Below are 12,562 nucleotides of genomic sequence, written 5' to 3'. Positions count from 1 at the left end.
AAAAAGCGACCTTCTTTTTCGAGGAGGCTGAGGACAAGCCCACGGAAAGCGTAGTGTTTTTCCGAAGCGACTGCTGACGTCAAAATGACATCTAATTTGTCAACCATAGATTTTGGTCAACAGCCAAAATTGAAAAACTGAATTATCACGATCCATATTTGCTATGCGATTCATAAGCTCCTCTGAGGATTCAATAAATCCCATAAAATCACCGACACTTTGTATTTTCTTTATCATAACACAATATAAGTTTTCTGTATTTTAGAAGCCCACTCTGGACGCTTAATTAAAGGAACTTATTCCGTTAAATAGCCCGATTGAGGAACATAATGATACTATATCCACTTTAGAACACCTTCTGGATTAAGCAATCCAACTTGCTAAAATGATTCCCTTTATTCGGATCTACAATTAGCATCATGAGTTATCAACTCTTCCCAAAGGCTTATCATACAGACCAGTCATTCAAATTCTTGTAAACGCCTATTCTTCTTGTTTCATCCGCTGCCATTGAAATGATATTTCCATGACAGCAATGGCTAAAGCAGCCCAGAAAATGCCTTTATCGAAAGAAATACCGACTTGTGACTTCCCGCCTAGCCCTGTTAAAAGAGCCATTAACGCAACGATATAGACGAGGAAAAATAGGTGGGACCGAAAAACAGTTTTCTGATCTGTATTACGATTCCTGTTACGATAAACAGTTACCATAAATAAGACAAGCATCACAACAATTAAGAACTCCAGCGGTACTGCCTCTGCAAACGGAATATTGGGAAAGTAATCGTAAACAAGCAATATGGTCACGCACAATGTGAGAATGATTTCAAGCGGTCGGAAAAACCTCAGAATGAATCTTCCTTTCTAGCAAATTTGTATCCTGTATAACCTTTAAGGGGTGAATAGGCCGAGTATTAGGCAGCAACATCTTTATTACAAGTCGTGTCTCCTCTGTTTATTCAACCATTTGAAGAAAAACGGTACAAAAAACATGATAAACAGAAGGCGGAAAAGCTGGTAACTGGTTACAACGGAGACATTACCGCCGACCGCGACTGCTGTCAGCCCCATTTCAACCATACCACCCGGAGAGGTGCTTAGCAGTGCTGTAGTGATGGGCAATTTATACAGGATTGTTAATCCATAACCAAGAATAAGCCCGAACAACACCAGAACGGCAATTGTTATCGCGGTATAGCCGGTGATCCGCTTCCAATCAGACAAATCGCGCGGATTCATTTGCAAACCAATATGCGCACCAATAAAAATCTGTGCAAGATTTATAAATTCAATTGGAAGCTCAGGTGTGGGCAATCCAATAAATGTCATGACAATTGTCAGCACCATCGGCCCTAACAGCAGCGCGGTCGGTATACGCAAACGTGAGAACAACCATGCTCCTGACGCCATAAGTAGCGGGTATAATAGAAATGCATACCACGGCATCTCTGTCCAAGTAATAGAGCTTGTGCCCATGCCACTCAATTCTGCTCCGGCTTCATCACCAAATATATACACTGTGACCATAGGGACAACAATGACAATTACCATCACACGCATGCTCTGCAGAAACATAATAACCGTCTGATTCAATCCTTTAATTTCATCGAGCAGAACCATGATCTGCGACAACCCTCCTGGAATACTCCCGATCATACAACTTGAAAGGTCAAGACCGGTCAGTTTTGAAAACAGGAACCCCAGCATCAGGCTGAAAATAACAGTTAAAACAGTTATGACGATCATTGACGGGATATGGTTGCCCATCTCAATCAGCGTATTCTTCGTGAATGACGTTCCAATTAAATAACCGAGAAGAACCATCGCAATTTTTCGAAATGTAAACGGCCAGTACAGTTTCCGTTGAGTTGTTATGCTCCATGCTGCAACAGCTGCCAGTGACCCGATTAACCACGGCAACGGAATATTCATAACTGAAAATACGGCTACGCCGACAAGTGCCACCACAATCGCTTCAGCAAAAGCAAGCCATTTGTTCAACACGTTCATCTCCTCTATGTACAGACAAAAAGAACCACCATGCGAAAATGCTGGTTCTCTGATTAATTATAGAGGAAAAGGGGGGAATTGTTAAAGATAATCGGTATTAGCAAATGACTAAAAGGGAAAGAATATGATGTTACGCGTCCTCTTAATAAATTTCTTATGTCTAACCATACACATACGGTTTTATTATAACTTTAGACTCATTTTTACATTATCAGGCCAGATAAAAGGTTTATTACTTGCCAAAATCGGGATATATAGTACTATGCTCATAGTTCACTTTGGGTTTCAGAAGAAAGGAGCTTACCGAGTCATACCATGCGACAGTTATCAGATGAATTACTTGTCGATTTATATCACCGGGCAATCAAACACAAATTAGAAAACGAATTTATCCAGTTGATAAAAAAGGAACTAAAAAAACGCTCCATTATCATTGAAGGACGCACATATGACTAAGAGGCACGAGCCTCTTTTCTTCTGATTTTTATAAAACGCTTCCAGTATGTAGACCTTAGAAGTAGTTTGCAGTTTGAACTGGTAATCGACATAAATCAGCCTGCGGTATAATGGAAGATCACCAACGAACAGCTGGCAAAACGGCGCCGAGAATGGATAGAGCCGAGTCATTCATCGATATCCCGGCACCAGATGCAGCAGCGCCCACTGACAAAATACCTTAAAACGGGTTAGTTGCCCACTGCAGCGATTGTTTGATAAATATACGCGGATGCAGTTTAAGTTGGGATACCATATATTCGGCCAGATCTTCCGGTTGCATGAACTTCTCTTTATCATTTTTATCATAATCATCACCAAATATCATTTCCGTCGCCACCATACTTGGGTTGAGCGTTGAAACGCGGATATTATGCGGCCGCACCTCCTGCATCAATGCCTCAGTCATTCCCTGCACAGCGAATTTAGATGCGCTGTAGGATGTGGACCCCGCTGTCCCTTTTAATCCGTTGCTTGACGAAATATTCATGATATCGCCCTGATTTTTCTCAATCATTTGCGGTAATACCGCGCGGGTAACATGATATGTCCCAAACACATTCACTTCCAATATATGTTTCCAGTCGTCCGGATCTATATCCAGAAAATCCCCATGCATTCCAATACCGGCATTATTGAGGAGAATATCCGCAGCGCCAAGTTCATGCTGCAAATGTTCGACCGCTTGATTCACATCTTCCATATCAGCAATATCGCAGACGGCATAACTTGTTTGGACACCATGGGTTTCAGCTTCTTCAGCCACCGACTTCAGCTTGCTCTTTGTACGTGCAATCAGACCAACATGAACGCCCTCACGTGCCAGTTCAAGCGCTGTTGCGCGGCCGATACCGCTGCCGGCGCCCGTAATGTAAGCAATTTTTCCTTCAATATTTTGTCCCATACCGTACCATCCTTTCGATTAGCATTACTACATTTATTGTACGTGCTGACGACTATATATTCCAGCAAAACATTTTTGGCTTTCGCGCCTCTTTTTCGGTATTCATTTCGATAATAGATATGAGAAGAGAAGTCTGAGATAGGAGAATTCAAATGACACGTTTATTCGAAAAGGGACCTTGTATGTATGCACCGCTCCCGATTGTTTTACAGGATCCAAGCTTATGGTTCAATCTGCGCAAAAACTTGACCGTCAATCAGTGGAACTGGATTTATTTGCACATCATCGGAGGAATGAGTGTTGAGGCAATTGCCATTCAGGAAAACACGACTGCTGAAATGGTCAAGGCCTGGGGCAGGCAGGTATACAGATTGCTGGCATCTGAAGAATTCAGGAAGAAATTATGACCATGGCATACACCAAGCAAATCCAGCCGAAATGCCGGACTCATTGAAACTTTTGACATAAAAGTGAAGGATGAATCGCCAAGCTCTATTGGCAAAAGCCTTAGTTGCACTTATGCAGTAATAAAGAATTTGTACTTTCTTAACGGCTGTTCACCAAAATCTATGGGTGACAAATCAGTGTCATGTTGACGTAATCAGTCGCTTCGGAAAAACACTTGGGTGCTCGTCGTGTTGCAAGCATTCACAGTGAAGACACACGCCTCGCAACGCGTAGCACATTCGGTGGAGCGTTGGCTCGTCGCTTTCCGTGGGCTTGTCCTCAGCCTCCTCGAAAAAGAAGGTCGTTTTTTCTGCGGGGTCTTCACACTGCGCATTCCCACAGGGGTCTCCATATTTTTCCTCGCTAGCTCGTTCTACTACTATAGTCATTCAATTCAACCATAGATTTTGGTGTTGACCCTTCTTAACTGCTGAAAAATAATGAGCGTACATCTCAATATTAGAAAACCGGCATTCGCCTCGTCTTATAGGTCGAGTACGGAAGTTTTTCTATAAGGTCATCCATCATTTATGCTTTCTGACGATATAAAAAGAAGCACGCTCATCGTTTTTTAAAATTAATCTTTTTTCTGTTCGTTTACTTTATCATGTAATTTCTTTTCTACCTTTGCCACTTTTTCGTCATGTACTTTTCGTCTTGGTTTTGGATGGAACCATTCTAAATTTCCATCACGGATAATACCTTTGAACTCTTCATTTTCAATTTTCAACTTAAATTGATGTGCTTCATGTGATTGATCTTCAAGGAAAGGCTTTACCTCCAAATCATCCACTTCTTCCAATACGTCATCATCACCTAATAAGCGGCGAATCTCTCCTTCAATCCATTCCAAGTGACTTGCATCAACATCTTGTTTGGGATGTGGATGCAACCATTGAATTTCATTGTTATGAAAATTCCCCTTGAACTCTTTGCCGTTCAATGAAAAACTAAATCGTTGACGCTCGTGCATTCGTCTTTCATAAACTTTTTTCACCTCAAAATTATCAACCAATGTAAACACCTCACAAGTCTTATTTACTAATGCTTTACCCTAAATGAGCAATCATTATGCACTAACATACATGAGTCACTAACTTTTAACAAGTTCATCAAAATTTATAATCCGATCACTTACACGCCATAGTAAATGTTGATCATGACTGATTGCAAGTATACCAATATGACGTTGTTTAACCAACTGCAAAACAGCATGCCATATTTGCGCTTGTGTAATGGCATCAAGCATAGTGGTCATTTCATCAGCTATCAAATATTTCGTATTCGAACCAAGGGCACGTGCAAGGCAAAACCGTTGCAGTTCACCACCGGAAAGTTCACTTGGATAACGGTCTAACCACTCATTTTTTATACCTAAGTCGTTTAACAGTTCCCGGTCTAATGAACCATCTTCAAAAAGGGTCTGCCTCATCCGCCACCTCGGATTGACTGTCTTTTCGGGATGCTGCCAGATTAATTGCACTGGATGAGCACCTGAACGAGAAACTGTTCTACCATCGATCTCAATAGTCCCATTATCAGGTTTCAAGTAGCCAGCAATGATTTGTGCTAGTGTTGTTTTTCCTGCACCGCTATAGCCAAACAAGCCGACAACTTCACCAGGATTTACGGAGAGACTTAGGTCTTTAAAAAGATAAGGCGCATTTGAATAGCGATATGCCAATCCATTCACTTTAAGCTTGCGGTCATCCTCTATTTCGTTCTTAAAATGCGATTCACTTATCGGTATAAATTCATTTTGCGGCAATGCATTCCATAATGTTTTTGTATAGCTTTCCCTCAACCCTTCACCTTTACCGGTAAAGTCCTCTGCGACAGCTGTTTCAATGGTTTTACCTTCATTCATAATAACAACTTTATCCGCCGCCTTTAATGCCGTATCAATATCATGGGTAATAAACATAACACCTTTTCCACTATCTGCCAAGTTTTTGAGGTATCCGGTCACTTCCTGAAGGGATTGTGGATCCAGCCCTGGCGTTGGCTCATCAGCAATAATTAAATCAGGATTGCCGATAATGGCAGTTGCTGTCAGAACTCTTCTTGCCATACCGCCTGACAGTTCATACGGATAGTAATTGTCTGTTCCTTCCGGTAACCTTATCTTTTGGAAAATAGATCGTTGGCGGATTTTGCTGTTACCATTTTGGACAGCTGTCTGTACTTGTTTCCCTATCTTCATCAACGGGTTCAGTGCACTGACTGATTGCGGAATCAAAGAAATTGCCTTGCCTCGGAGTCGTTCCTGTCTGTCACCGGTTAAAACGTCCCCTTTATAGAATAACGTCCCCTCACATACAGCATTATCAGGGAGAATCCCGAGTATGGCATCCGCAAGCAGGCTTTTCCCGGATCCGCTTGCCCCGATCACCGCAACAATTTCCCCTTCATGGATCGTCATATTTAATTTGCGTATGACCTGCATACGCTGCTCACGCAATCTTTTTTTATACATTCGAAAAGAGAGTGCAAAATCCTCCACTTTCAAAAGGGGAATTCCTTTGTCAACTTCCGTTAAAGCCAATGCTATTACACCCCTTTCTGCCCGTGAAAAGGATCAATCCATTTGCGCAAGCTTTGCCCCAGGATATCAAATAGAGCAACCATCAAAAGCAGTGACAGACCCGGGAAAACAGCTAGCCACCACATACCAGTGGATAAATAACGCATCGATTCCGATAAAATGATGCCTATCGCAGGCTGCTCTGAGGGCAAACCGAAACCCAGAAAGGTAATAGACGCTTCATGCAAAATGGCATGCGGAAATAGCAGGATAAAACCAATAAGAAGCTGTGGCATAAGATGCGGCAATATATGGTTTCTGGCTATCCACAGACGTGATTTTCCCAATTTTTTCGACACACCTACATATTCAGCTGTCTTCACCTGAAGCATTTCAGCCCGAAGTACACGAGTCAAGCTTGGCCAGTGTGTGAGGGCAAGTCCGATCACGACACCTTTAAATCCCCCACCCATTGCAAAAGAAATCAAAAGCAGGAGGACAATATGCGGTACACTGAGAAACAGATCAATCAACCATGTCACAATCCGGTCAATTGCTTCACTCCATGACGCAAAGAGACTGAGTACAAGAGCAATCATGGTGCTCGAAAACGCAGCAAGTATGCCGACACCCAAGCTTAATGTTAAACCTTTAAACGTCCGGGCTAACATGTCCCTACCGAGCCAATCCGTCCCGAACAAATGATTGAGCGAAGGGCCTTCATTCATTTCAGCCGGATTGATTCCTAATTTCTCATCGCCAATCCATAAACCAGAAAGAACCATACCCAGAAGCAGCAGTACAGAAATTGTTATAGCTGCAAGAGTTCGTTGTCTCAAGCTTACTTTCAGCATTTGGTGTCGCATCATATTTCACCTCTTCGAATACGAGGGTCAACCACTTTATATAAAATATCCGCTGCTAAATTACCGATAAACACAAAAACAGTACTGCACAAAACAATTCCAAGTAATAGCGGAACATCTCCTCCAAGCCCCGCTTCGACAACAGCCTGTCCCAGTCCGGGATAAGAAAATACTTGCTCAGCCAGAACCGCACCACCAAACAACTCACCAAAGGAAGCAAAATGAACAGAGATGGCTGGAAGGGAAATATTGCGCAACCCATGCCGCCAGAGCAGTTTAAGCCCGTGTTCACCTTTCGCTTTTGCAAAACGGACATAGTCACTGTTCATCACGTCAACAAGTTTTTGTCTTGTATGCAATGCAATATTAGCTACACCAACAATGCTTAAGGTCACAGCCGGCAGAATCAGATGCCTTAAGCGTTCCATAAATGTCACGTCTTCCTCCAGTATCCCAGCCGGTGACCCAAGACCAATCGGGAGCCAGCCGAGCCATACCGAAAATAACATTAATAATAACAACCCCAGCCAGAATGCAGGTGTAGATGCAAGGGTGAAACAGTAACCTTTAATCAGTTTATCCACCCATGTACCCTCTTTCATTCCGGCCGTCATTCCAAGCACATAACCAAAAAGGCCTGAGAGTACCCAGGCCACACTCATTAATGCAAGTGATGCAAGAAAACGCTCGGCAATTACCTCGGCTACCGGACTCCGGTAGATCAGGGATGTCCCCATATCGCCCTGCAGCAAATGCTTGCCCCAGTTGAGAAATTGCTGAATAGGCGGTTCATTTAATCCCCAATATTCAGCAATATTGTCCCGCTGCTCCGGACTGACCCTTGTGATGTCTGCACCAATATAGGATTGGACAGGATCAATTGGTGAATGGCTTACCAGTATAAAGGATAGAATGCTGACAGCAATTAATAATACTGCAAGCTTGATACATTTCCCAGTAATATAGAAAGCTATTCGTTTAACCAGCAACACCTATCCCTCTTTCTGGTCAGTTTCTTTCCAGTGCCATTGCTGGATAGAATCCGTTATCGGCCATCCATGTCCATGCGGCTGGATTTTTTGTTCACCGATCTCAAGGTCTTCATTTATATAATACAAGTGGCTAAGATTAACAAGCCATGCCCATGGTGCATCACCTTTTGCAGAAAAACCTGTCTCCCCGTCCCACTGTGCTTTTTGCCAATAACGGTTTGCTTCTTCCTGAGATGTTGCATTGAGCGCTTGATTCATGTATTTGTCCACAACAGGGTTCGCATAATAATTGACATTATAATACCCAATCCCTCTTGTTTCACTGCTGTATAAATTATACATTTCTAATGGGTTATGACTTCCCCACCCCATCATAACAGGATGTGAATACATTAACCTGTCTAATTCATTCCAGCTTTTTCCTTTTGTCTCTACATTGATACCCAGTGGTTCCATCATATCTGCAAAGGCGATGGATAAAGACTGGCGTATCTGGTCACCGGTTGGATAAAGCAGTGTGAACTCTGCTGTAAGACCATCTTTCTCCCGTACGCCATTATCGTTTACTCGCCATCCGGCATCATCCAGCATGTTCTTAGCTTCTTTCATTCTGCCGTCCTCGATCACCGTCTCCGAATTCCACCACGGCAACTTGTCTGCCACCGAATAGGCAGGTGTGCCGAATCCTTGCAAAACCCCATCGACTAATGATTGACGATCAATAGCCATATTAATCGCTTTACGAATCGTTTTATCCGCCGTTACATCATTACCAATCGGAAATCCTTCATCTGTTTTTTCTCCTTCCGGTACAAATGGGAACATGATGCCCCGATTGTCAACACTCTCCAGTTCAACCAGATCCATTCCTTTTATTTCTTCTTCTGCAAATGATGGCAGCACTGAAGCAACATCAACTTCACCTGCTTTTGCTGCTGCAAATGCCGCATCTTCTGAAAGGAATAAAAATGTCAACTTTTTGAAGTACGGTTTTTCACCATAGTAATAGGGGTTTGCTGTGACGATAACCTGTTGCCCCTTGTCCCATTGTTCTAACTGAAATGGTCCGGAGCCAATCGGATTTTCATTATAATTCTCATCATAAGCATGTTCCGGCACGATTCCGGTTGAAACCAGCAAATCGATAAAGGTGGATTGAGGCTCTTCTAATGTAAATTGAATGGTATATTCATCCGTTGCCTCAACATTTTTCAGATTACTAAGATCAATCACAGAACCGCTTTTTTTCGTCGTCTCATATGTAAACACAACATCTTCGGCAGTCAATGGCTCACCATCTGAAAATTTAGCATCATGCCTGATCCCGACTGTCCACGTCAAACCATCCTCGCTTACTTCATAGTTTTCAGCCAGATCATGTTCGATATTAAAATCCTGATCATATTTTAATAAGGTACTTTGAAAAAGAGGCGATCCGTAACGTCCCCATCCTGTTGTCGGATCAAACCCATCGTCAGGCTCCCCGCCAATGGCAAGCACCAGATTATCTCTTCCTTGATCAGTTTCTTTTTGCTGGGATGTCTTATCTCCCCCTCCCGTGCAAGCACTTAACAATCCAATGACCGTTATTATTATCATGATATTCAGTGTTTTTTTCATTTTCACGTTCTCCTAGTCTCATTGTCATATTAAATCATAACAGAAACAATAATGCCCGACAATGCAGGCGTTGTCGAGGCATTATTGTTAATATTTCCTTAATGAGCTCGGCTTGGTTTGAAACCATTCTTGACTGATTATATGATGACTTTTTGTAATAATTCGCTCAATTACCTGTGTAGAATTTGCCAATATCCGAATGGTAAACCCTGAAACAGCAAGCTCTGAGATCCCCACCTTAAAATCTTCGGTTTCCTGTTCCATCATGTCATATATTTGATCAATAAGCTTAGCCTCAACCTTATCGCTTATGACAATAAATGATCCTAAATGTGTGTATCCCTCCATGAAGCCTATGCCATTCATATGCTGTTCCCCAGGATTCAGTTTAATATGATCGTAGGAGACAAGTTCTCCCTCCATATAAAACTCATTGATAAGGCGCAGGGAGTCATAACTGAAATCTTCCCTGTCCGGGGACCATCCGGGTGTCAGAATATCTGAATAAAGGAATGTTGCTCCTTTTGCCATATGAACAGTATTCCTTTGCAGATATCGCGCATCCTTGTATGCGATTAATGGATCAGGCAGATACTCTAGGTAACTGCCTTCCTCCAAATAAAATTCAGCTTCCTGGTAAGCATGTGTCTTCGGAGTTTTATATATTTTTGTAGCCGATTGAGTCGTTAATGTGAGTTCAGCTCTTTCACCAAGTGATATTTTCATTCGATATGTGTCCCCATCCAAATAGCCGCCGCCCGGATTCAAAACATAGTAACTCGGATGGCCGGATCGATCATGGTAAACGGGGCGCATGATTTTAAAAGCACCTTGAAAATACAAATTTTTAGTGACTGTCTTGTCTTGACGTCTTTCAGCATCAAGCTCAAGAAGTCCTGTCCATTCAGGCATCTTGCTCCAACCCTCTTAACAATGCATTTTGCTTAATCCAATCGACCACTTCATCAAGACCCGTATTATCTTTCAGATTTGTAAACACAAACGGTTTATTTCCGCGAAATACTTTTGCATCAGATTCCATCACATCAAGATTGGCTCCGACAAATGGGGCTAAGTCAGTCTTATTGATGATGAATAAATCAGATTTAATCATCCCTTGTCCGCCTTTTCGCGGGATTTTTTCCCCTTGGGCAACGTCGATAATATAAATCGAAAAATCGACCAGCTCCGGACTGAATGTCGCCGCTAAATTATCACCGCCGCTCTCGATGAAAATAAGCTCAACATCCGGATGCTTTTCTTGTAACTCTTCTACCGCCTCGGCATTCATTGACACATCTTCACGAATCGCCGTGTGCGGGCATCCGCCCGTTTCCACTCCAATGATTCTGCTCTCTTGCAGGACGCCATTTTGATTTAGTATTTTAGCGTCTTCTTTTGTGTAAATATCATTCGTAATAACCGCCATACTTATTTCGTCATTCAACTGTCGGGTTATTTTTTCCACCAATTCAGTTTTACCTGCTCCTACAGGTCCGCCGATTCCTATTTTGATTGGTTCCACTGTAAATCACATCCTTTTAGAATTATTTTCAGAGTTTACTTTACTAGGACATAAAGATTCTTACATTGACCCGCTCATGCTGCATCTGTGATAACTCAATTCCGGGTGAAATGGCCCCGAAATCGATTTCCTCTAATTGTTCAATCTTGTTGACTGCGGCTTCCAGCTTTGGCTGAAAGGAATAGATAATTTTTTGTCCGGCAGTTTGACCTAATGGAATAGCTCGTACAGCGTTTTGTACAAGATTAGCAATGGTTGAATATAAATAATACATTATAGTCGTTTGTTTTGGGACATTCAAATAATGCCCGGCCATTGTAAACGCAATGGCCGAATGGCCGAACGCTTCCTTTTGGCTGATGCGTTCCTTATACAATGAAAGCATCGGGGCATCAAAAATAGATTCCGCAATCTTGGCCATATACTTTCCCATTTGTTGAGTACCTTCCCGTGTTTCCCGCGCAATATTTTGTACCGTCAATAAGCGATCCATTTTCCAGATATTATCGAGATTTTCATCGTCCAATGCCTCATAAACGATTTTTGCGGCCAGTCCGTCAGCATATACCAGCTGCTCCATCAAATAAATTTCCAGCCACTCGGCAAATGTTGCCTGGTTATGCACTTTATCCGCCTGAATATAGCTCTCCAATCCAAACGAATGGCTGAAAGCTCCGGTTGGAAAATTGGAATCGCACAGTTGGAACAACGATAACAGGTGATTATTCATGACTGTGTCCTATGTGACGGAAGGCTTGTTTAACCTGCCTGTTTTCTCGTTTAAAGGGAATATCCAGTTCTTCCAATAATTCTTCCACCAGGTAATCATATTGCACGAGCATTTCGCTATCCTCAAACTGGGCCGGAAGGTGACGATTGCCCAGTTGATGGGCAATCGTTCCCATTTCATACATATTTCGCGGTTGGATAATTAATAAATCATCACTCATAACTTCAACCGCAATGATATTCTGATCATCCATATACAATACATCGCCAGCTTCTAAATCGCGGGGGTTTTTAAGGCGAATTCCCAATTCCCTGCCGTGATCTGTTTCCACGCGCTGGATACGTTTCACCAGATCTGCACTTTCTAAATGCACCTTTTCCATATGCCGCTTATTTCGTTCTTCCGGACTCATGTCATTTATGTTCGTTACAATTTCATCTACAATCATT

Annotated in this window: 14 protein-coding genes; 2 read left to right on the top strand and 12 right to left on the bottom strand. The window is 42.4% G+C overall.

Annotation, left to right across the window (positions count from 1 at the left end):
- Positions 1-483: 483 nt before the first annotated feature.
- Positions 484-798 carry a hypothetical protein gene (locus tag IEW67_RS00355; RefSeq protein WP_188631065.1) on the bottom strand — a complete coding sequence of 105 codons (315 nt, stop codon included), beginning with the start codon at positions 796-798 and terminating at the stop codon, positions 484-486.
- Between the two features lie 135 nt (positions 799-933).
- Positions 934-2,001: an AbrB family transcriptional regulator gene (locus IEW67_RS00350; RefSeq protein WP_188631064.1), complete on the bottom strand. Its 1,068-nt coding sequence runs from the start codon at positions 1,999-2,001 to the stop codon at positions 934-936.
- Between the two features lie 324 nt (positions 2,002-2,325).
- On the opposite strand from IEW67_RS00350, the gene sda reads away from it, so the two are divergent.
- The gene (gene sda, locus IEW67_RS00345) at positions 2,326-2,466 is read left to right on the top strand and encodes a sporulation histidine kinase inhibitor Sda (RefSeq protein ID WP_188631063.1); all 141 of its coding nucleotides are present in this window, start codon (positions 2,326-2,328) and stop codon (positions 2,464-2,466) included.
- Between the two features lie 220 nt (positions 2,467-2,686).
- Here sda and IEW67_RS00340 read toward each other — a convergent pair whose 3' ends face one another.
- Positions 2,687-3,409 carry a 3-ketoacyl-ACP reductase gene (locus IEW67_RS00340; RefSeq protein WP_188631062.1) on the bottom strand — a complete coding sequence of 241 codons (723 nt, stop codon included), beginning with the start codon at positions 3,407-3,409 and terminating at the stop codon, positions 2,687-2,689.
- A gap of 152 nt (positions 3,410-3,561) precedes the next feature.
- Between IEW67_RS00340 and IEW67_RS00335 the strand changes: the two genes are divergently transcribed.
- Positions 3,562-3,816 (top strand): hypothetical protein, encoded by a 255-nt coding sequence (locus tag IEW67_RS00335; RefSeq protein WP_188631061.1) that lies wholly within the window; start codon positions 3,562-3,564, stop codon positions 3,814-3,816.
- 617 nt (positions 3,817-4,433) lie between these two features.
- On the opposite strand, the gene IEW67_RS00330 is transcribed toward IEW67_RS00335, so the two are convergent.
- The 9 genes from IEW67_RS00330 to ureE all read right to left on the bottom strand — a co-directional run bounded on the left by IEW67_RS00330 (position 4,434) and on the right by ureE (position 12,561).
- On the bottom strand, positions 4,434-4,871 hold the full coding sequence (locus IEW67_RS00330) for a HicA family toxin-antitoxin system (RefSeq protein ID WP_188631060.1): 438 nt from the start codon (positions 4,869-4,871) through the stop codon (positions 4,434-4,436).
- A gap of 78 nt (positions 4,872-4,949) precedes the next feature.
- Positions 4,950-6,401 (bottom strand): ABC transporter ATP-binding protein, encoded by a 1,452-nt coding sequence (locus IEW67_RS18385; RefSeq protein WP_188631059.1) that lies wholly within the window; start codon positions 6,399-6,401, stop codon positions 4,950-4,952.
- A gap of 5 nt (positions 6,402-6,406) precedes the next feature.
- The gene (locus IEW67_RS00320; protein WP_188631058.1) at positions 6,407-7,249 is read right to left on the bottom strand and encodes an ABC transporter permease; all 843 of its coding nucleotides are present in this window, start codon (positions 7,247-7,249) and stop codon (positions 6,407-6,409) included.
- Positions 7,246-8,232 (bottom strand): ABC transporter permease, encoded by a 987-nt coding sequence (locus IEW67_RS00315; RefSeq protein WP_188631191.1) that lies wholly within the window; start codon positions 8,230-8,232, stop codon positions 7,246-7,248. The genes IEW67_RS00320 and IEW67_RS00315 overlap by 4 nt, the downstream gene beginning before the upstream one ends.
- Before the next feature lie 6 nt (positions 8,233-8,238).
- Positions 8,239-9,858: an ABC transporter substrate-binding protein gene (locus IEW67_RS00310; protein ID WP_188631057.1), complete on the bottom strand. Its 1,620-nt coding sequence runs from the start codon at positions 9,856-9,858 to the stop codon at positions 8,239-8,241.
- Between the two features lie 87 nt (positions 9,859-9,945).
- Positions 9,946-10,770, bottom strand: a complete 825-nt coding sequence (locus tag IEW67_RS00305; RefSeq protein ID WP_188631056.1) for an urease accessory protein UreD — start codon at positions 10,768-10,770, stop codon at positions 9,946-9,948.
- Positions 10,763-11,383 (bottom strand): urease accessory protein UreG, encoded by a 621-nt coding sequence (ureG, locus tag IEW67_RS00300; protein WP_188631055.1) that lies wholly within the window; start codon positions 11,381-11,383, stop codon positions 10,763-10,765. Before ureG ends, IEW67_RS00305 begins: the two co-directional genes overlap by 8 nt.
- 43 nt (positions 11,384-11,426) lie before the next feature.
- On the bottom strand, positions 11,427-12,113 hold the full coding sequence (locus tag IEW67_RS00295; protein WP_188631054.1) for an urease accessory protein UreF: 687 nt from the start codon (positions 12,111-12,113) through the stop codon (positions 11,427-11,429).
- A complete protein-coding gene (gene ureE / locus IEW67_RS00290; protein WP_188631053.1) occupies positions 12,106-12,561 on the bottom strand; it encodes an urease accessory protein UreE in 456 nt (151 codons plus the stop codon). Before ureE ends, IEW67_RS00295 begins: the two co-directional genes overlap by 8 nt.
- Between the last annotated feature and the right edge of the window lies 1 nt (position 12,562).

This window comes from Lentibacillus kapialis (genome assembly GCF_014646635.1).
In the GTDB taxonomy this organism is placed as follows: domain Bacteria; phylum Bacillota; class Bacilli; order Bacillales; family Amphibacillaceae; genus Lentibacillus; species Lentibacillus kapialis.
This window is presented reverse-complemented; position numbering and strand designations above follow the sequence as displayed.